We start from the raw sequence: 18,986 nt of genomic DNA on the forward strand, positions 1-18,986 counted from the left end.
CCCGCAAAGTTAATGCACGGTCACCTGCGCGCCGGGGAGCAGCTCGCGCAACTCGTCCGGCAGTTCGGCGCCCATCTCGTCGGCCAGCCGGAGCGCCTCCTCGACCAGCGTCTCCACGATGATCGACTCGGGCACGGTCTTGATGACCTTGCCCTTCACGAAGATCTGGCCCTTGCCGTTACCGGAGGCGACACCGAGGTCGGCCTCACGGGCCTCGCCGGGGCCGTTCACGACGCAGCCCATGACCGCCACCCGCAGCGGGACCGGCAGGTCCTCCAGCGCGGCGGTGACCCGCTCGGCCAGCGTGTAGACGTCGACCTGGGCCCGGCCGCAGGACGGGCAGGAGACGATCTCGAGGCCACGCTCGCGCAGGCCCAGCGACTCCAGGATCGCGTTACCGACCTTGATCTCCTCAACCGGCGGGGCGGACAGCGACACCCGGATGGTGTCCCCGATGCCCTCGGCGAGCAGCGCGCCGAACGCCACCGAGCTCTTGATCGTGCCCTGGAAGGTCGGGCCGGCCTCGGTGACGCCGAGGTGCAGCGGGTAGTCGCACTGCTCGGCGAGCTGACGGTAGGCGCGGATCATCACGACCGGGTCGTTGTGCTTCACCGAGATCTTGATGTCCCGGAAGCCGTGCTCCTCGAACAGCGAGCACTCCCACAGCGCCGACTCGACCAGGGCCTCGGCCGTGGCCTTGCCGTATTTCTCCAGCAGCCGCTTGTCGAGGCTGCCCGCGTTGACACCGATCCGGATCGGGATGCCGGCGTCACCGGCCGCCTTCGCGATCTCCTTGACCTTGTCGTCGAACTGGCGGATGTTGCCCGGGTTGACCCGGACCGCCGCGCAGCCGGCGTCGATCGCCGCGAAAACGTACTTCGGCTGGAAGTGGATGTCGGCGATCACCGGGATCTGCGACTTCTTGGCGATCGCGGGGAGCGCCTCGACGTCGTCCTGGGACGGCACCGCGACCCGGACGATCTGGCAGCCCGACGCCGTGAGCTCGGCGATCTGCTGGAGGGTGGAGTTGATGTCGGAGGTGAGCGTGGTCGTCATCGACTGCACGCTGACCGGGGCACCACCGCCCACCGGCACGCTGCCCACCATGATCTGGCGGCTCTTGCGCCGGGGCGCCAGCGGCGGCGGGGGAACGGCGGGCATACCGAGACTGATAGCGGTCACTTGTGCATCACCTATTGAAGATCTGGATCGGGTTGACGATGTCGGCGGTGATCGTCAATACGGTAAACGCACCACCGATCAGAATGACCGCGTATGTGATCGGCATCAGCTTGTAGTAGTCGACACGTCCCGGGTCGGGGCGGCGCAGCCGGGCGTACAGCCACGAGCGGGCCCGTTCGAACCACGCGATCGCGATGTGCCCGCCGTCCACCGGCAGCAGCGGCAGCAGGTTGAAGATGCCGATGAAGACGTTCAGCGAGATGAAGATGTTGAGGAACAGCTCGGGCACGCCGTGCTCGATCGCCTCGCCGCCGAGCCGGCTCGCGCCGACCACGCTGATCGGGGTGTCCGGGTCGCGTTCGCTGCCGGTCAGCGAGTGCCACAGCGCCGGCACCTTCTCCGGGATGCGGCCGAGCGCCTTGAACGTGTTCTCCACCAGGTACCAGCCGTACTCGAAGGTGGCCGGGACCGCGCTGGCGGCGTTGTACTTGATCATGCTTTCGACGCTCGACGTGTCCCAGCCGAGACCGGCGACGGCCACCTTGGTGACCGCGCCGTCGTCGTCGCTGACCGGCTTGCGGTCTGCGGTGATCAGGTTGACCGTGGCGGTCGAGGTGACGCCGTCGCGCTGGTATTCGAAGGCGACCGGGCCGGCCGGCTGGCTGCGGATCGCGTCGGTCAGCTGGCCGTAGGTGGTGACCGCGGTGGTGCCGACCTTGGTGACCAGGTCACCGTCCTTCAGGCCGGCCGCGGCGGCCGGGCCGGCGACCGCGCCGTTGCTGCCCGGCGTGCAGACGGCGTTGACGTCGGTCGGGATGGTGATCCAGGTGCAGTCGGAGATCGTGATGTACGGCGCCTGCTTGAGCTGGTCGGCCGTCGTCGCCGGGTAGGCGGTGTTGGGCAGGCCGAGGGTGAAGGCGACCACCCAGGCGGCGGCGAGCGCCAGCATGAAGTGGGTGATCGAGCCGGCCGCCATGACGATCGTCCGCTTCCAGACCGGGAAGCGCCACATCGCGCGGGGCTGGTCCTCCGGGGCGACGTCGTCGTCCTGCGGCGTCATGCCGACGATCTTGCAGAAGCCGCCGAGCGGGATGCCCTTCAGGCCGTACTCCGTCTCGCCCTTCTGGAACGAGAAGATCGTCGGTCCGAAGCCCACGAAGTACTTCGTGACCTTCATGCCGAAGTACTTGGCGGTGAGCAGGTGGCCGAACTCGTGCAGGCTTACCGAGATCAGGATGGTCAGCGCGAAGGCCGCCACTCCCAGCCAGTACAGCATCAGGCTCCTTCAGCCACAGTAGTGATCATCCGCTGTGCCTGGGCACGGGCCCATGCCTCGGCGGCAAGCACTTCTTCGACGGTACTCGGTTCGGGAAAGTCAGGTGCCTCGGCGAGGACGCGTTCCAGGGTGTCGACGATGCCCAGAAAAGGTAGCCGACCGGCCGCGAACGCGGCTACACACTCCTCGTTCGCCGCGTTGTAGATCGCCGGGCGGCAGTGTCCCGCGCGCCCGGCGTCCTTGGCCAGCCGCACGGCCGGGAACGCCTCGTCGTCGAGCGGCCGGAACTCCCAGTTGTGCGCCTCGCGCCAGTCGACCGCGGCCGCGGCCCCGGGCACGCGTTCCGGCCAGGCCAGCGCGAGCGCGATCGGCAGCCGCATGTCCGGCGGGCTGGCCTGCGCCAACGTCGAGCCGTCGGCGAACTCCACCATCGAGTGGATGACCGACTGCGGGTGCACGGTCACCTCGATGTCGTCGTAGGGCACCCCGAACAGCTCGTGCGCCTCGATCACCTCGAGCGCCTTGTTGACCATGGTGGCCGAGTTGATGGTGACCACCGGGCCCATGTCCCAGGTCGGGTGCTTGAGCGCCTCCTCCGGGGTGACGCCGGTCAGTTCCGCGCGGCGCCGGCCCCGGAACGCGCCGCCGCTCGCGGTCAGGATGAGCTTCGTCACCTCGGCCGCGGTGCCGCCGCGCAGGCACTGGGCCAGCGCCGAGTGCTCCGAATCGACCGGGACGATCTGCCCCTCCTTGGCCACCCGGCGCACCAGCGGCCCGCCGGCGACCAGGGACTCCTTGTTGGCCAGGGCGAGGATGCGGCCCGACTCGAGCGCGGCCAGCGTCGGCGCGAGGCCGAGACTGCCCACCACCCCGTTGAGCACCACGTCGCACGGCTGCCGGGCCAGCTCGGTCATCGCGTCCGGCCCGGCCACGATCCGCGGCAGCTTGAAGTCGCCGGTGGCCCAGCCCCGCTTCTGCGCCTCGGCGTAGAAGGCGAGCTGGAGGTCCTGCACGACCGACGCGCGGGCCACCCCGACGACGTCGACCGCCAGGGCCAGCGCCTGGGCGGCGAGCAGCTCGACGTTGCCCCCGCCGGCCCCGAGCGCCACGACCCGGAAACGGCCGGGGTTGCGCCGCACGATGTCGATGGCCTGAGTGCCGATGGAACCGGTCGAACCGAGCAGAACGAGGTCGCGCATGCCGCCCATCTTCCCGGACGCCCGAAGTGGGTAACAGACCGGTGTGTGGGCAGCGATAGTGGCAGCGTTCCGGCCTCTCCGCGGGCGGGATCTGGCTTTGCGGGCCGCCGCGGTGACCTTCTATGCCGGTATCGCGGTGGTGCCGATCGCGCTGCTGGCGATCTGGGTGACCGGGCGGGTGGTCGGGGCCGGGCGGGTGCGGCAGCTCACCGGGCACACCATCGCCGCGCTGCCGGACGCCATCGGAGCGCCGCGGGCGCTGGGCGCGCTCATCGACGCCGGGCTGCACCTGAGCCCGATGATGGCGCTGGCCGGGCTGCTGCCGGCCACGCTCTACGGCGAGGGCCTGCGTCGCGCCTTCGTCTCGCTGCGCGAGCCGGACGGCGGCGACACCGCGGTGGGCTGGAAGGGCCGGTTGCTCTGGCTGCCGCTGCTCGCGGCCGCGCCGGCGCTGCTGCTGGCGATGTTTCTCGCGCTTCCGACCACCAGTTCCCTTTGGGTACGCGGCGGAGCGTACGCGTTTCTCGGCGTCGTCCTGTCGTTTCTCTGCTGCTGGCTGGTGCTCACCCCGGTGGTCATCTGGGTCTACCGGTACGTCGCGCCGGGCCGCCCGGATTGGCTGGTCACCAGCCTGATCGGCTCGTTCACCGCGGCCAACCTGGCCGGTTTCCTGCACGGCTTCGTGCTGTTCTGCTCGCTGCCGCTGGACCTCGGCCTGCCGTTCGGCGGGTTCGACCAGATCGGCGGAACGGTCGCGATCGGGCTCTGGCTCTACCTGTTCCACGTGATCCTGCTGGCCGGATACGTCGCCACCCGGTCCCTCTCCCGCCGGCCCTGAGCAACTCTGCGCTACTTTTCGCATACGAAACGCTGAAGCGGCGACTCATATCGGCGCGCTACGCTCGCTCGTCATGACCCCCTTCCCCGCTCAGACCGACGTCGTCATCATCGGCGCCGGTCACAACGGTCTCGTCTCCGCGATTCTGCTGGCCCGGGCCGGGCTCGACGTCGTCGTGCTCGAGTCGGCGAGCGTGCTGGGCGGGGCGACCCGCACCGAGCACCCATTCGCAAAGGTGCCCGGTCTCGGCCAGTCCACCGGCTCCTACCTGCTCGGGCTCATGCCGCCCGAGCTGCTGCGCACCCTCGACGTGGACATCCCGGTGCTGCGCCGCGACCCGCACTACTTCCTGCCCACCCCGGGCCCGGCCGGCTCGCCCTACCTGCTGTTCGGCCGCGATCGCGAGGACACCCGGGCGCAGATGGCGAAGTTCTTCTCGCCGCGCGACATCGCCGCCGACGAGCAACTCGCCGTCGAGATCGCCGCGTTGCGCGCCGACCTGGCCCCGGCCTGGCTCGAGGAACCGACCAGCGTCGAGGAGATCGCCGACCGGCACATCCGGCCGCAGCTGCAGAGCACCTTCATCGACCTGGTGCGCGGCTCGGTCGCCGATTATCTGGCCCGGTTCGGCTTCAAGAGCGAACTGCTGATGAGCATGTACGCGGTGACCGACGGCCTCTCCGGGCTCAACGCCGGCCCCGACGATCCGGGCACCGGCCACAACTTCCTGGTGCACAACATGTGCCGGCTGCCCGGCGCCGACGGCACCTGGATGATCGCCGAGGGCGGCATGGGCACGGTGTCGCGCACGTTCGCCGACGCGGCCCGCGCGGCCGGTGCCCGGTTCTACACCGACGCCCGGGTCTCGTCGGTGACCATCGACGGCGGCGCGGCCAGCGGCGTGGTGCTGGCCGACGGCCGCTCGCTGCAGGCTCGGGTGGTGCTCGGCGCCTGTGATCCCTACCAGCTGATGAGCCTGGTCCCGGCCGGGGTGCTGCCGTCCTCGCTGACCACCCACATGGAGTCGGTGCGGCGGCCGGGCACGACGCTCAAGGTCAACCTGGCGCTGCGTGACCTGCCGCGCTTCTCCTGCCTGCCGGACGGCTCGCCGCCACCGTTCGGCTCGACCATCCACCTGCTGCCGGGTTCGGCCGAGCTGGCCGGTTCGGGCGACCGCGAGTCGCCGATGGCCGCCCTGCGGGAGATGTGGGCCGAGGTCCAGGCGGGCCGGCTGCCGGCCGAGCCGACCATCGAGTGGTACGTGCACACCACCGTCGACCCGTCCCTGCAGGATCCGGCCGGACATCACTCGTCGGCGCTGTTCGTGCAGTCGGTGCCGTACACGCTGGACGGCACGACCTGGGAGGCCGAACTGCCCGGTTACGTCTCCCGGCTCCTGGAGATCTGCGACCGCTACGCGCCCGGCACGTCCGACCTGGTCGCCGACGTCATGCCGCTCACGCCGCCGGGCATCGAGGAGCACTTCGGCATCACCGGCGGCCACATCCACCACGTCGACAACACGGTCGCCTTCAACGAGCGGATGCCGTATTTCACCGGCGTCGACGGCCTTTACGCCGGCTCGGCGGGCACCCACCCGGCCGGCAGCGTGATCGGCGCGGCCGGCCACAACGTCGCCAAGCGCATCCTCAGCGATCTGGGCAAGTAACTACTCACCAAGCGGCCGTCGCCCCTCGGGGCGGCGGCCGCTTTTGGTTTTGCCACGCACGCAGAATGAAGGGCCAGGGCCAGCTTTTGCTGGGCCCCGGCCCGGCCTCGACGGGAGTTGCGGTCTGCACCACCCACCCAGGCACGACATCTGCTTCTAAGGGTTTGTCTTCTCGGCCCGGATCTTGTGGCCGACGCTGGTCAGACACCGCCCACTCGGGAGGTCGAACTTCCAGCCGTGCAGTTGGCAGGTCAGGGTGTTGCCGTCGACGATGCCGAAGCGGCTGAGGTCGGCCTTGAGGTGCGGGCAGCGGCGCTGCACGGTCCAGCCACCGAGTTGGGTGTCCTCGGCCTCGACCGCCTTCTCGTGCTCGTCATACCAGCCCTCGGCGTATTGCAGGCGCTCCTCGGAGAGGCACTTGAAGAAGGCGTAGACGAACTCGTTGTACTGCCCGATGCGGGCGGCGGAGAAGCGGCAGCTCAGGAACAGCGAGTTGACCCAGTCGCCCTCGTCGATGTGGATCAGGTGCTCGATCAGGGCGCGGCCGGTCTTGAAGCGGTAGCGGACCTTCTCGTCGGCGTAGGGGCGCACCTGCTTGCCGGGGAAGTCGACGACGATGCTCTCGACGACCTCGCCGGTGGTGCCGAAGCTGTCGGTCAGGTCGAAGCGGACCGGGCCGCCGACGCCCTGGGCCATGTAGATCGACTCTTCGAGCAGGGGCTCGATGCGCTTCTTGAGCTCGCCCAGCACGTCGATCTCGGGGTGCCGCCAGGAGGCTTTCTCGGCCGCGATGATCGGGGCCTTCCGCTGCCGCATCTCCTCGAGGTGCTGCTTCTTGTTCGCGAAGAACTCGTCGACCGGGATCGGGTGCTCGGTCGTCGCTGCCTTTTCCGACAGATCGGTCACCGAGCCGGGGAGCAGGACGATGGCGTTCGTTCCGCCGACCTTCGCGTACTCCTCCAGGAAGACGCCCTGGTCGGGAAAGATGTTGCCCTCGTCGCCGAAGATGTCGTTGAACTTCCACAGCTCGTCGTCGAGGAAGCAGGGCGGGCCGGCGATCGGGAAGACGTGGTCGGCCTTCAGGTCGTCGATGTAGCGCCAGGTGCGGTCGAACTGGCGGTCGCGTTTCTGCTTGCCGAACGCGGTCTTGGCCGACTCGGGCAGCTCGTAGACCATCGGGTACCAGATCGCGCCGGAGAACTGCAGCATGTGCGCGTGCACGTGGCCCAGCTCGGCGAAGATCGCCAGGTCGGTGGGGCGGGCGTCGTTCTGGTTGAGCACCCGGACGCCCTCGTGCTCGACCCAGAGCGACGAGTCGCCGATCGGGCCGTCGGTCGGGCTGATCAGCGCCTGGATCATCACCTTGAGGCCGCCGTCGAGCTCGTGCACCTCGTTCGACCTCGTCTTCAGGAACTTGGTGAAGCCCAGGTCGCGCAGCTCGTCCTCGAGCTGGCTGGTCGGGTACTCCGGCAGCAGGACCGTGGCCTTCTTGCTGATGAACCGCTTCAGGTGGGCCGCGTCGAAGTGGTCCCGGTGCAGGTGGGACACGTAGAGATAGTCGACGTCGCCGAGGGTTTCCCAGTCCAGAAGCGAATTATCGGGGAATGGGAACCATGAGGCGAAATATGCGGGATTGACCCACGGGTCACACAAGATGCTGCCGGCGGACGTGTCGATCCGCATGCTGGCGTGGCCGGTGCCCGTGATCCGCACTTTCTGATCCTCCTCCGTCGTCGACCGACGGCCTCGAAGGTACCCGGTCCGGGTTGGTGCCTTGCGTGCGGAGCCGCCATGCGAGACTTGACCTACTGAGATCGGCCTTTCGAGGAAGGACTTTCGGCGTGTCTGCGGAACAAGACCCGGTCTACGCTCCCGACCAGCTCAAGCCGGGCAATCGGAAGTGGGCCCGTCGCGGCGCCCTCGGCTCGGCCGCGGCGATGCTGTTGTTCTTCTGGGGCAACCACGAGGGCAACACCGAGAACATCTATCTCGTCCTCTTCGCGGTCGGCCTGGTCGGTGCCGTGATCGCCGACGCCGTGCTGCGGCGGAACGGCCTCAAGCCCAACGACCAGTAGCTTCTCGCCAACGAAAAAAGGGCCCGCTCGCGCGGGCCCTTTTCGTCATCGGTGCCTGAGCAGGATGTCCTTGACCTCGCGCAGCGCGGCGTCGACCTCGGCCTCGAAGTAGCCGCCGGAGACCAGACCGAACTGCAGCATGTCCAGCTCGTTCTCCGGCACCGGCATCGGGCCGCGGCCGGTCATCGCCTGCAGGATCGCCTCGAACAGGCGGTCGACCTGCTGCGGGTCGTAGCCGCTGCCGAACCGGCGCACCTGGAACGTGCGGCGCAGCTGGTCGACCCGGTAGAGCTCGCCACCCGGCTCGCCGATCGGCGGCGGAAGCTGCGGCTGCTGGCCGTAGCCACCACCCGACGGCGGCCCGCTCATCGGCGAACCCGGCATCGGCGGAGCACCCATCGGGGCGCCGTAGCCGCCGCGCGGGTCGGGCTCGCCGTAACCGCCGCGCGGGTCCTCCCGCTGCGGCATCCGGATCTCCGCGGTCATGTCGGTCTTGCCATGCCGGCCGGCCTCGAAGCCGTCGAAGCCGCTCGGGTCGTAACCACCGGGCGCCGGGTCGTAACCGGGCGGCGGTCCGGGACGCTGCGGGAGCTGCTGCTGAGGCTGGCCACCGTACTGCTGCTGGGATCCGGTGTCCTCGTAACGGCCGTACGGGTCGCCGGTGGGCATCGGGGGGCGCTGCTGCATCTGCTGCGACTGCATCCGGTCCTCGCGGATCGGCGGGGCGGGCAGGCGCTCGGTCGGCGGGGCCATCCGGCCCGCCATGCCGGCCGACGACGCGCCACCCATGGCACCCGCACCGCGGCCCGCCAGGCCGCCGGTGCTCATGCCACCGGTGTTGATGCTGCCGGTGGTCAGGCCACCACGCAGCGAGTCACGCATCGGGTCCGGAGCACCCGGGCGGCCGCCCCGGTCCTCGAGCTCGGCCAGCTGCCGCTCCACGCGGTCGAGGTGCAGGTCGACCTGCCACTCGTCATAACCGCCGAAGCGCACCCGGAAGACGACGTCGTGCACCTCCTGGGCGCCGACGGGCGCACCGACCGGCTCGCCGGCCAGCGTCGCCTCGACGCGGTCCAGGAAGTTGTCGACCTCGTCGACCTTGTAGCCGCGCCGCAGCGCACGCCGCCGGAAACGCTGCCCCTGACTCGTCACAACGTCTCCCACTCCGCTCGCTGGGACCTGCGCCCAGTCACCTTGCCACCTCCGCGTCGGCCGCGCCCCCTGCGCCTGCCTCCGTGAGCTCGCCCGCGGCCAGCTGGCCGCACGCGCCATCGATCTCCCGGCCCCGGGTATCGCGGACCGTCGTTGCCACGCCGGCCGCGCGCAGCCGGTGGACGAACTCGCGCTCGACCGGTTTCGGACTCGCATCCCACTTACTTCCCGGGGTCGGGTTCAGCGGGATGAGGTTCACGTGGGCCAGCTTGCCGCGCAGGATCCTACCCAGTAGGTCGGCGCGCCAGGGCTGGTCGTTCACGTCCCTGATCAGGGCATATTCGATTGAGATCCGACGACCGGTCCGAGCCGCGTAGTCAAACGCGGCATCGAGCACCTCGGCCACCTTCCAACGCTGGTTCACCGGCACTAGCTCGTCGCGCAGATCATCATCGGGGGCATGCAGGGACAGCGCAAGGGTCACGTTGAGCTCTTCCGCGATCAACCGGCGCATTGCGGGCACCAGACCCACGGTCGAGACGGTTATGTGCCGTTGCGAAAGACCCAGACCCTCCGGTGCGGGGGCGGTCAGCCGCCGGACCGCCTCGATCACCCGGGGGTAGTTGGCCAGCGGCTCGCCCATGCCCATGAACACCACGCGGGACAGCCGCGGTGGTGAACCGGTGACCGCGCCGCTCGCCGCGACACCGGCCAGATAGACGACCTGGTCGACGATCTCGGCGATCGACAGGTTGCGGGTCAGGCCCTGCTGGCCGGTCGCGCAGAACGGGCAGGCCATGCCGCAGCCGGCCTGGCTCGACACACAGGCGGTGACCCGGTCGGGATAGCCCATGAGCACGCTCTCGACCAGCGCACCGTCGTGCAGGCGCCACAACGTCTTGCGGGTGGCACCGTCGTCGCAGGCCAGCTCGCGGACCGGGGTGAGCAGCGTGGGAAGAAGGTCGTCGGTCAGCCGGGCCCGGGAGGCGGCGGGCAGGTCGGTCATCTCGTCGATGTCGCGCACCAGCCGGCCGAAGTAGTGCGTGGAGAGCTGCTTGGCGCGGAACGCGGGCTCGCCGAGCGTGGTCACCGCGGCCTTGCGGGCGGCGAGATCGAGATCGGCGAGGTGGCGGGGAGGCATCGACGGACGGCGTCGGGTGGGGACGGCGTCGGGCTGGTCGGGGCTGGTCGGGATGACCGGAAGAATCGTCATGGCGTATCCAGTCTCCCACGCCGCGCGAGTAGCTCGGTCATAGCAGGTTCGCGTAGATGACGGCGAACAGCAGGTAGGCGGTCGGCACCGCGAACAGGATCGAATCCAGCCGGTCCATGACGCCGCCGTGGCCGGGCAACAGGTTGCTCATGTCCTTGACGCCCAGGTCGCGCTTGAGCATCGACTCGGCGAGGTCACCGACCACCGCCACCACCGAGATCACCGCGCCGAAGAGCAGGCCCCAGTAGGACGGGATGTCGAGCAGGAAGTAGAGCAGCAGGGCACTGCCGATCGCGGACGCGCAGATCGAACCGGCGAAGCCCTCCCAGGTCTTGCCCGGGCTGATCGACGGGGCCATCTTGTGCCGGCCCAGGAAGACACCGGACGCGTAGCCGCCGGTGTCCGAAAGCACCACGGCCAGCAGCGTGCAGAGCACCCGCCAGCGGCCGTCCTCGGCGGCGTCCGGCTGCTGCAGCAGGATCGCGAAGCTGAGCAGGAACGGCACGTAGATCGCGACCATCAGGATCGCGGTGAAGTCGCGGCGCACCGCGGCGAAGCCGTCGGCCAGCCGCCACACCAGGGCGGCGAGGATCGTCACGGCCAGGCCGACGACCAGCGAATCGGCCCCGTCGTAATAGGCCAGGGCGGTCATCACCGCGGCGCCGGCCATCAGCGGGATCAGCGGCGCCTTCGCCCCGGCCTTGCGCAGCGCGTTGGCCATCTCCCAGGCACCCGCGCAGGACGCGACCACGATCAGGCCGATGAACGCCGGTGGCCACACCACCAGCGACGCGAGGACCAGCAGGACGAGGCTGAGGCCGACCGCGATGGCGGCCGGCAGGTTACGGCCGGCCCGGCCCTTGGCCGTCCTGCCGGCGCGGCGCTTGCCGGGGCCCTTCCTGTCCTGCTCCGTCACATCTCCCAGATGCTGAGGTCGTGCCTCATCGTCCGCGTGCCAGGCCGGCACCGGCGCGCCCATCTCCTCGCCGGAGGTCTGCCCGGCACGCGGATCGAGGTAGGACATCAGACCTCGAGAAGCTCGGTTTCCTTGTGCTTGACGAGCTCGTCGACGACCGACACGTACTTGTGCGTCGTGTCGTCGAGCTCCTTCTCAGCACGGCGGCCGTCGTCCTCACCGGTCTCGCCGTCCTTGACCAGCTTGTCCAGCTGCTCCTTGGCCTTGCGGCGGATGTTACGGATGGCCACCCGGCCCTCCTCCGCCTTGCCCCGCGCGACCTTGATCATCTCGCGGCGCCGCTCCTCGGTCATCTGCGGCAGGTGGATCCGCAGCTGGGTGCCCTCGTTGTTCGGGTTCACACCGAGGTCGGAGTCGCGGATCGCCCGCTCGATCGGGCCGAGCTGGGTCGCGTCGTACGGCTTGACGATGACCATGCGCGGCTCCGGGACGCCGACCGAGGCCATCTGCGTCACGGGCGTGGGTGCGCCGTAGTAGTCCACCAGGATCTTGGAGAACATCGCCGGAGTGGCCCGACCCGTACGGATCGCGGCGAACTCCTCCTTGGCGTGCTCGACCGCACTTTCCATCTTCTCTTCGGCCTCGAAGAGGGTCTCGTCGATCACCTGCTCTTCTCGCCTCCTTGCTTTCCTCGGTGGTTTTTAAGCTCAGGCGGTGATCAGGGTGCCGATCTTCTCGCCGCTGACGGCACGGACGATCGTGTCATCACCCTCGGCACCGAAGACAAGCATCGGGAGGTTGTTCTCCTCGCAGAGGCTGAACGCGGCCTGATCGGCGACGCGCAGCCCACGCTGGAGGATCTCCTGGTAGGTGGCGGTGTCGAGCTTCTGCGCGGCGGGGTCGACACGCGGGTCGGCGGTGTAGACGCCATCGACGCCGTTCTTGCTCATCAGCACGACGTCGGCGTGGATCTCCAGCGCGCGCTGGGCGGTGACGGTGTCGGTCGAGAAATACGGCATCCCGGCGCCGGCGCCGAAGATGACGGCGCGGCCCTTCTCGAGGTGCCGGATGGCGCGAAGCGGAATGTACGGCTCGGCGACCTGGGCCATCGTGATCGCGGTCTGCACCCGCGTCTCGATGCCCTCCTTCTCCAGGAAGTCCTGCAGGGCGAGCGCGTTCATCACGGTGCCGAGCATGCCCATGTAGTCGGCGCGGTTGCGGTCCATGCCCCGCTTCTGCAGCTCGGCGCCGCGGAAAAAGTTGCCGCCGCCGACCACGATGGCGACCTGGATGCCGCGGCGGATCACGGTGCCGATCTGCCGGGCGATGCCCTGCACGACGTCGGGGTCGACGCCGACCGCGCCACCGCCGAACACCTCGCCGGAGAGCTTCAGAACGACTCGACGGGGCCGCAAGGACGGCGGAGTCGGATCGTCAACCGGAACTGCTTGCTCGGTCACCATCGTCATGAGACCCGCCTTCCCTTCATAGCCCAGCAGAGACCTTATGTGACGGGGAGGCCGGGCGCAGAATCGCGTTCCCGACCTCCCGTATCACTTGTGCTCGCTCTTACTCCTGGCCGACCTCGAACCGGACGAACCGGGTGATGGTCAGCCCGGCGTCGGCCGCGATCTGCTTCACGGTCTTCTTGTTGTCGACCACGGAGGACTGCTCGAGGAGGACGTAGTCCTTGAAGAAGGAGTTCACCCGGCCCTCGATGATCTTGGGCAGAGCCTTCTCCGGCTTGCCCTCCTCCTTGGCGGTCTCCTCGGCGATGCGGCGCTCCGACTCGACGACCTCGGCCGGCACCTCCTCACGGGTGAGGAAGCGCGGACGCATGGCGGCGATCTGCATGCCGATGCCACGGGCGTCGGCGTCGGCGGCCTCGTCGGTCTTGCCCTCGTACTGCACGAGGATGCCCACCTGCGGCGGCAGGTCCTGCGCCTTGCGGTGCAGGTAGACCGCGACGTTGCCGTCGAGGTTGACGAAACGGTTCAGGACGATCTTCTCGCCGATCTTGGCCGAGTAGTCCTGGATCGTGTCGGCCACCGACTTGCCGTCGGGCAGCGTGGCCACCGACAGCGCGGCCGCGTCGGCCACGTTGTTCTTCGCACCGAGCTCGACGAGCTGCTGGCCGAGAGCGACGAAGTCGGCGGTCTTGGCGACGAAGTCGGTCTCGCAGTTGAGCTCGAGCAGCGCCTTCTCGAAGTGGCTCACGATGCCGTTGGCCGCGGTGCGGCCGGCCCGCTTGCCGACGTCCTTCGCACCCTTGATGCGCAGGAACTCGACGGCCTTGTCGAAGTCGCCCTCGGACTCCTCGAGCGCCTTCTTGCAGTCCATCATGCCGGCACCGGTCAGATCGCGGAGCTTCTTGACATCCGCGGCGGTGTAGTTAGCCATGACTCTCTCTCGATGTCGTGTCTGGCGGCGTTCTTACTCGGCGGCGACGGGCGCGGGGAGCTCAGGAGCGCCCGACACGACCTCGTCGACGACCGGGGTGGCCTCAGCGGTCTCGACCGTGACCGGGGCGGCCTCAGCGGCGACAGCGGCCGGCTCGACGTCGGCGGCCTTCTTCTCGGCGCCCTCGTACAGGTCGCGCTCCCACTCGGGCAGCGGCTCGCCGGCGGCGACGGTGCCCGGCTCGGGCTTCTCGTCGGCGTTGCTGCCCCGGTTGCGGCCGGAGCGGGCGATGAGGCCGTCCGCCACGGCGGTCGCGATGACCCGGGTGAGCAGCTCGGCGGAGCGGATCGCGTCGTCGTTGCCCGGGATCGGGAAGTCGACCTCGTCCGGGTCACAGTTGGTGTCGAGCACCGCGATGACCGGGATGCCCAGCTTGCGGGCCTCGTCGACGGCGATGTGCTCCTTCTTGGTGTCCACGACCCAGATCGCCGACGGCGTCTTGGTCATGTCCCGCAGACCACCGAGGGTCTTCGTGAGCTTGGTCTTCTCGCGGAAGAGCTGGAGGGTCTCCTTCTTGGTGTAACCGGCAGCCGTGCCGGTCAGGTCACCCAGAGCCTCGAGCTCCTTCATGCGCTGCAGACGCTTGTACACCGTCTGGAAGTTGGTGAGCATGCCGCCCAGCCAGCGGTGGTTCACGTAGGGCTGGCCGACCCGGGTCGCCTGCTCGGCGATGGCCTCCTGCGCCTGCTTCTTGGTGCCGACGAAGAGGATGTGACCACCCTCGGCGACGGTGTCCCGCACGTACGCGTAGGCCTTCTCGATGTAGTCGAGGGTCTGGCGCAGGTCGATGATGTAGATGCCGTTACGCTCAGTGAAGATGAAGCGCTTCATCTTCGGGTTCCAGCGCCGGGTCTGGTGCCCGAAGTGGACACCGCTTTCCAGCAGCTGACGCATGGTCACGACGGCCATGGGTGATTGCTCCCTATTTACCCTGGTTGTCACGCTCACCGGCGGTGTGCGCCCTGGTGCCCGGTCGCTGGCCACAGTCGGACTCGAGAAGATCGAGACCAGGGAGGGCCGTCGCCGCCGTCCCGTGATTACGGAACCGGCAGAGGGCACGCGAGGTCGACCGCCGCAGGGCGGTCGCCGGGCCCAAGCATACGCCAAGCCGTTTCGTTACTCCGAGTGCCTCAGGCCACGGCCATTCCGGCGGCCACCAGCAAGATCAAACCCACCGGGAGGTACGCCACCGGAGGGCGCAGCCAGGTCTCCCGGCCGACCGCCCCGGCCTTGGCGAAAGCGAACAAGCCGACACCGGTGAGCGCGAAGCCCAGCGTGAGGAGGACGGCCGGGACGATGCCGCGCGGCGTCGGGTCCCCGGTGAACGTCTGGTCGATCAACAACCGGACCACCGGAATCAACAGGACGAACATCATGAAAGCCACCAGGAACGCCGTAACCGGACGGCGAGCCTGATAGACCTCCTCCTTCGGGCGCACAGCCGGATATTCCGGGCCGCGCACCGAACGGGAGTGGCTGCCGGTCGTGACGAGCGGATCGGCCACCGGGTAGGGATTGGCCGGCGGCGGAGTCACGGCCGGGCGCTGCTCGGGCAGGCGGAACGCGCCGGACGGGCGTTCGTGGATGCCGGAGTCGTAAGGGTCGGTCGCGCGGGCGTACTGCCCCCGCCCCGGATACCAGCCCGGCTCATCCTCGGCATAGCGGTGTCCTTCCACGATCTCGCACGCTAGGTGACGACGGTCACGTGCGCCACCGGAGACGCCATAACAGATCGACCTGGCTACGCAGCGGTTATCCACAGTTGCGCTCCGTCCACAACCGCTCGTGCGGCCGCGGAGCGAACGGGCCACCGTTGACCGCCATGACGACGGAACGACGGGCGGTCGGCGCCTACGGCGAACGAGTCGCCGCGCAGCACCTGCAGGACCAGGGACTCGTGATCCTCCACCGGAACTGGCGCTGCTCCGCGGGCGAGGTCGACCTCGTCCTGCGGGACGGCGACGACATCGTCTTCTGCGAGGTGAAGACGAGGCGCGGCCCGGCCTTCGGCACTCCCGCCGAAGCGGTCGGCTACCGGAAGGTGCGCAAACTGCGCGAGCTCGCCGGGCGCTGGCTCGCCGAGACCGGCATCCATCCACGCAACGTGCGCTTCGACGTGGTCGAGGTCCTCCCCCAGCCGCGCGGGGCCACCCGGGTCGCGCACATCCGCTCGGCCTTCTGATGAGCTACGCCCGCGTCCTCTGCGTCGGCCTGGTCGGCGTGGCCGGCCACCTGGTCGAGGTCGAGGCCGACCTCGCACCCGGCCTCCCCGTCGTAACGCTGACCGGCCTGCCCGACACCGCCCTCAACGAGGCCCGCGACCGCGTCCGCGCCGCCGTCGTCAACTCGGGTGAGACCTGGCCCAACCGCCGGATCACCATCAACCTGCTCCCGGCCGCACTGCCCAAGCAGGGCACCTCGTTCGACGTCGCGATCGCCGCCGCCCTGCTCTCCGGCGCCGGCGAACTGCCCTCGGTGTCCCTGGACGGCGTGGTCGTCCTGGGCGAGCTGGGGCTCGACGGCGCGGTCCGCCCGGTGCGCGGCGTCCTGCCGATGGTGGCGGCCGCGGTCCGGGCCGGCGTGACCCAGGTCATCGTGCCGGCGGCCAACGCGTGGGAGGCCACCGTGGTGCCCGGCGTGACGGTTCGCGCGATCGACTCGCTCCGCCGGCTGGTCGACTACGTCCGCGGCACCGGCCCGCTGCTCGACCCGCCACCGTCCTCGGCGTCACCGCCCCCACCCGGCCTCGACCTGGCCGACGTGGCCGGCCAGGAACTCGGCCGGTACGGCCTCGAGGTCGCCGCGGCCGGCGGCCACCACCTGGCACTGTTCGGCGCGCCCGGCGCCGGGAAGACCATGCTCGCCGAGCGTCTGCCATCAATCCTGCCGGAGCTGGACGACGCCACCGCGCTGGAGGTCACCGCGATCCAGTCGATCGCCGGCGTGCTGCCACCGGACGGCCGGCTGGTCCGGCGCCCGCCGTTCCAGGCGCCCCACCATTCCGCCAGCATGGCCGCGCTGATCGGGGGCGGGAGCGGGCTGGCCCGGCCCGGGGCACTCTCCCTCGCCCACCGCGGCGTGCTCTTCCTGGACGAGGTCGCCGAGATGCGCGGATCGACCCTGCAGGCACTTCGCCAGCCGCTGGAGGACGGGCGGGTGGTGATCGGCCGAGCGCGCGGAACGACCGAGTTCCCCGCCCGCGTGCAGCTCGTCGTCGCCGCCAATCCGTGCCCCTGTGCCTCCCCCGCCGGCGATCACGCCTGCACCTGCCCGCCCGTCGTCCGGCGGCGATACCGGGCCAAGCTGTCCGGCCCACTTCTCGACCGGATCGACATCCGGATCACCCTGCATCCGCTGAACGCCGCCCAACTGATGGCGGCCACCGCACCGGCCGAACCATCGGCCCAGGTCGCATCCCGGGTCGCCCGGGCGCGCAAGGCCGCGAACACCCGCTGGCGCGAGCACGGGTGGCAGGTGAACGCCGACGTGCCCGGTCCGGTGCTGCGCCGCCCGCCGTGGAGTCTGCCCGCGACCGACACCGCCGACCTGCGGGCGGCCCTGGACCGAGGCTTGCTGTCGGCCCGGGGCTTCGATCGGGTGCTGCGCCTCGCCTGGACGATCGCCGACCTCGACGGCCGCGATCGGCCGGGCCGGGAGGAGATCACCGAGGCGATCCAGTTACGGATGGGAGAGTCCCATGAGTACGCCGCGTAGCCGTCTCGCGCCGGGCACCGACGCCGACCGCGCCGCCCGCGTGGCCCTCACCTGGCTGGCCGAGCCCGGCAACCGGACGGTCTGGTCGATGGTGGAGACCCACGGGGCGCCGGAAACCGTCGAGCGGCTGATGCGCGGCGCGATCCCGGACGGCGCGCTCCAGGCGTCGGTGCTGGCCCGGGCGACCGACTTCGATCCGGGCCGGATGGCCGCCGAAACACTGCACCGAGCCGACCAGCTCGGTGCGCGGATCGTGGTGCCCGCCGACGACGAGTGGCCGCGCCGGGTCGACTCGCTGGCCGTCCTCGAGCTGGACACACCCGGGCTGATCAACGTGAACGTACGGCCGCCGCTCTGCATCTGGGTCCGCGGGTCCTGGCCGCTGGGCCCGGCGCTGGAGCGTTCGGTCGCGGTGGTCGGGGCACGAGCGGCAACCGGCTACGGCAAGCAGGTCACCGGGGACATCGCCTACGGCCTCGCCGAGCGCGGGTGGACCGTGGTGTCCGGCGGTGCGTTCGGCATCGACGCCGCGGCCCACCGGGCGGCGCTGGCGGCCGGCGGGCTCACCGTGGCCGTACTCGCCTGCGGGGTCGACCGCCCCTATCCCGCCGGCAACGCGGCCATGTTCGAGCGGATCGCCGAGACCGGCCTGCTGATCAGCGAATGGCCGCCGGGCGCCGAGCCGCTGAGGCACCGGTTCCTCATCCGCAACCGGGTGATCGCGGCCGCCACCACCGGCACGGTCGTCGTCGAGGCCGCCGCGCGCAGCGGCGCGATCCAGACGATGAACCGCGTGCTGGCCCTCCGCCGGCCTGCCATGGTCGTGCCCGGCCCGGTGACGTCGGCCATGTCCGTCGGTTGCCACGAGCTGCTCCGCGGCAATCCCGGCGCGACGCTGGTCACCGGCTTGCCGCAGGTGCTGGAGACGGTCGGCCGGATGGGTGAGTACTACGCGGAGGCACCACGCGGTCCCGAGCACCGCCGAGACGCCCTCGACGAGGAATCGGCCCTGGTGCTGGAGGCCGTCCCGCCGAAGGGAGCGGCCAGACCGGAGGAGTTGGCCACCCGCGCCGGGCTGGCCCTGCGCACGGTGCTGCGCCGCCTGTCCCTGCTGGAACTGTCCGGCCTCGTGGAACGCCGCGACGACGGCTTCGCCCTGCCCCGGCCGGCTTCGCCCTCTGGCGATTCGCCCCCTGGCGCTTCCCCTGGCGGTTCGCCTGGCGCTTCGCCTGGTGCCTCGTCGGGACGGGAGGCGGCCCGGTGAGCCCGCTCGGCTCCCGGGCGCCGCCCGC

18 protein-coding genes are annotated in these 18,986 nt (G+C 70.0%); 6 read left to right on the forward strand and 12 right to left on the reverse strand.

Annotated features, from left to right (window positions below):
• Window positions 1-9 precede the first annotated feature (9 nt).
• The 3 genes from ispG to dxr are packed head-to-tail and all read right to left on the reverse strand — an operon-like array spanning window position 10 to window position 3,666.
• Window positions 10-1,182 (reverse strand): flavodoxin-dependent (E)-4-hydroxy-3-methylbut-2-enyl-diphosphate synthase, encoded by a 1,173-nt coding sequence (ispG, locus tag Ato02nite_RS06480; RefSeq protein WP_213005452.1) that lies wholly within the window; start codon window positions 1,180-1,182, stop codon window positions 10-12.
• A 7-nt stretch (window positions 1,183-1,189) separates the two neighbouring features.
• Window positions 1,190-2,458 carry a M50 family metallopeptidase gene (locus Ato02nite_RS06485; protein ID WP_213005453.1) on the reverse strand — a complete coding sequence of 423 codons (1,269 nt, stop codon included), beginning with the start codon at window positions 2,456-2,458 and terminating at the stop codon, window positions 1,190-1,192.
• On the reverse strand, window positions 2,458-3,666 hold the full coding sequence (gene dxr, locus Ato02nite_RS06490) for a 1-deoxy-D-xylulose-5-phosphate reductoisomerase (protein ID WP_213005454.1): 1,209 nt from the start codon (window positions 3,664-3,666) through the stop codon (window positions 2,458-2,460). The genes Ato02nite_RS06485 and dxr overlap by 1 nt, the downstream gene beginning before the upstream one ends.
• Before the next feature lie 49 nt (window positions 3,667-3,715).
• On the opposite strand from dxr, the gene Ato02nite_RS06495 reads away from it, so the two are divergent.
• Entirely contained in the window at window positions 3,716-4,495 is a 780-nt protein-coding gene (locus Ato02nite_RS06495; protein ID WP_438873017.1) for a YhjD/YihY/BrkB family envelope integrity protein, read from the forward strand.
• A gap of 73 nt (window positions 4,496-4,568) precedes the next feature.
• Window positions 4,569-6,164, forward strand: coding sequence for a phytoene desaturase family protein (locus Ato02nite_RS06500; RefSeq protein ID WP_213005455.1), 1,596 nt, complete (start codon window positions 4,569-4,571; stop codon window positions 6,162-6,164).
• A gap of 156 nt (window positions 6,165-6,320) precedes the next feature.
• Here Ato02nite_RS06500 and Ato02nite_RS06505 read toward each other — a convergent pair whose 3' ends face one another.
• Complete coding sequence (locus tag Ato02nite_RS06505) at window positions 6,321-7,877, reverse strand: Rieske 2Fe-2S domain-containing protein (RefSeq protein WP_213005456.1); 1,557 nt, start codon at window positions 7,875-7,877, stop codon at window positions 6,321-6,323.
• Window positions 7,878-8,005: 128 nt separating this feature from the next.
• Here Ato02nite_RS06505 and Ato02nite_RS06510 point away from each other — a divergent pair, with 128 nt between their 5' ends.
• Complete coding sequence (locus tag Ato02nite_RS06510; RefSeq protein ID WP_213005457.1) at window positions 8,006-8,239, forward strand: DUF2631 domain-containing protein; 234 nt, start codon at window positions 8,006-8,008, stop codon at window positions 8,237-8,239.
• A 45-nt stretch (window positions 8,240-8,284) separates the two neighbouring features.
• Here the strand turns inward: Ato02nite_RS06510 and Ato02nite_RS06515 are convergent, their stop codons facing one another.
• The 8 genes from Ato02nite_RS06515 to Ato02nite_RS06550 form a co-directional block, all read right to left on the reverse strand.
• Window positions 8,285-9,391 (reverse strand): DivIVA domain-containing protein, encoded by a 1,107-nt coding sequence (locus Ato02nite_RS06515; protein ID WP_213005458.1) that lies wholly within the window; start codon window positions 9,389-9,391, stop codon window positions 8,285-8,287.
• A 37-nt stretch (window positions 9,392-9,428) separates the two neighbouring features.
• Complete coding sequence (gene rlmN / locus Ato02nite_RS06520; RefSeq protein ID WP_213005459.1) at window positions 9,429-10,604, reverse strand: dual-specificity RNA methyltransferase RlmN; 1,176 nt, start codon at window positions 10,602-10,604, stop codon at window positions 9,429-9,431.
• Window positions 10,605-10,641: 37 nt separating this feature from the next.
• Entirely contained in the window at window positions 10,642-11,628 is a 987-nt protein-coding gene (locus tag Ato02nite_RS06525; protein ID WP_213005460.1) for a phosphatidate cytidylyltransferase, read from the reverse strand.
• Complete coding sequence (gene frr / locus Ato02nite_RS06530) at window positions 11,628-12,185, reverse strand: ribosome recycling factor (protein WP_213005461.1); 558 nt, start codon at window positions 12,183-12,185, stop codon at window positions 11,628-11,630. The genes Ato02nite_RS06525 and frr overlap by 1 nt, the downstream gene beginning before the upstream one ends.
• 42 nt (window positions 12,186-12,227) lie before the next feature.
• Entirely contained in the window at window positions 12,228-12,989 is a 762-nt protein-coding gene (gene pyrH / locus Ato02nite_RS06535; protein ID WP_246606195.1) for a UMP kinase, read from the reverse strand.
• Between the two features lie 100 nt (window positions 12,990-13,089).
• Window positions 13,090-13,920 carry a translation elongation factor Ts gene (tsf, locus tag Ato02nite_RS06540; RefSeq protein ID WP_213005462.1) on the reverse strand — a complete coding sequence of 277 codons (831 nt, stop codon included), beginning with the start codon at window positions 13,918-13,920 and terminating at the stop codon, window positions 13,090-13,092.
• 33 nt (window positions 13,921-13,953) lie between these two features.
• On the reverse strand, window positions 13,954-14,889 hold the full coding sequence (gene rpsB, locus Ato02nite_RS06545; protein WP_213005463.1) for a 30S ribosomal protein S2: 936 nt from the start codon (window positions 14,887-14,889) through the stop codon (window positions 13,954-13,956).
• 221 nt (window positions 14,890-15,110) lie between these two features.
• Window positions 15,111-15,656 carry a hypothetical protein gene (locus Ato02nite_RS06550; protein ID WP_213005464.1) on the reverse strand — a complete coding sequence of 182 codons (546 nt, stop codon included), beginning with the start codon at window positions 15,654-15,656 and terminating at the stop codon, window positions 15,111-15,113.
• Window positions 15,657-15,802: 146 nt separating this feature from the next.
• Between Ato02nite_RS06550 and Ato02nite_RS06555 the strand changes: the two genes are divergently transcribed.
• From Ato02nite_RS06555 to dprA, 3 genes are read left to right on the forward strand one after another with little or no spacing between them, the layout of a single operon-like run.
• Window positions 15,803-16,162 (forward strand): YraN family protein, encoded by a 360-nt coding sequence (locus Ato02nite_RS06555; protein WP_213005465.1) that lies wholly within the window; start codon window positions 15,803-15,805, stop codon window positions 16,160-16,162.
• Complete coding sequence (locus Ato02nite_RS06560; RefSeq protein ID WP_213005466.1) at window positions 16,162-17,694, forward strand: YifB family Mg chelatase-like AAA ATPase; 1,533 nt, start codon at window positions 16,162-16,164, stop codon at window positions 17,692-17,694. Before Ato02nite_RS06555 ends, Ato02nite_RS06560 begins: the two co-directional genes overlap by 1 nt.
• Complete coding sequence (dprA, locus tag Ato02nite_RS06565) at window positions 17,678-18,958, forward strand: DNA-processing protein DprA (protein WP_213005467.1); 1,281 nt, start codon at window positions 17,678-17,680, stop codon at window positions 18,956-18,958. The genes Ato02nite_RS06560 and dprA overlap by 17 nt, the downstream gene beginning before the upstream one ends.
• The last annotated feature ends 28 nt before the right edge of the window (window positions 18,959-18,986 follow it).

The sequence above is a fragment of the Paractinoplanes toevensis genome (assembly GCF_018332695.1).
GTDB lineage: Bacteria > Actinomycetota > Actinomycetes > Mycobacteriales > Micromonosporaceae > Actinoplanes > Actinoplanes toevensis.

Bases quoted from the DNA above. Each gene is read 5' to 3' on its own strand.
- rpsB (WP_213005463.1), bottom strand. From the start codon at position 14,889: ATGGCCGTCGTGACCATGCGTCAGCTGCTGGAAAGCGGTGTCCACTTC.
- rlmN (WP_213005459.1), bottom strand. From the start codon at position 10,604: ATGACGATTCTTCCGGTCATCCCGACCAGCCCCGACCAGCCCGACGCC.
- Ato02nite_RS06560 (WP_213005466.1), top strand. From the start codon at position 16,162: ATGAGCTACGCCCGCGTCCTCTGCGTCGGCCTGGTCGGCGTGGCCGGC.
- dxr (WP_213005454.1), bottom strand. From the start codon at position 3,666: ATGGGCGGCATGCGCGACCTCGTTCTGCTCGGTTCGACCGGTTCCATC.
- Ato02nite_RS06525 (WP_213005460.1), bottom strand. From the start codon at position 11,628: ATGTCCTACCTCGATCCGCGTGCCGGGCAGACCTCCGGCGAGGAGATG.
- pyrH (WP_246606195.1), bottom strand. From the start codon at position 12,989: ATGACGATGGTGACCGAGCAAGCAGTTCCGGTTGACGATCCGACTCCG.
- Ato02nite_RS06485 (WP_213005453.1), bottom strand. From the start codon at position 2,458: ATGCTGTACTGGCTGGGAGTGGCGGCCTTCGCGCTGACCATCCTGATC.
- dprA (WP_213005467.1), top strand. From the start codon at position 17,678: ATGAGTACGCCGCGTAGCCGTCTCGCGCCGGGCACCGACGCCGACCGC.
- Ato02nite_RS06555 (WP_213005465.1), top strand. From the start codon at position 15,803: ATGACGACGGAACGACGGGCGGTCGGCGCCTACGGCGAACGAGTCGCC.
- tsf (WP_213005462.1), bottom strand. From the start codon at position 13,920: ATGGCTAACTACACCGCCGCGGATGTCAAGAAGCTCCGCGATCTGACC.
- Ato02nite_RS06500 (WP_213005455.1), top strand. From the start codon at position 4,569: ATGACCCCCTTCCCCGCTCAGACCGACGTCGTCATCATCGGCGCCGGT.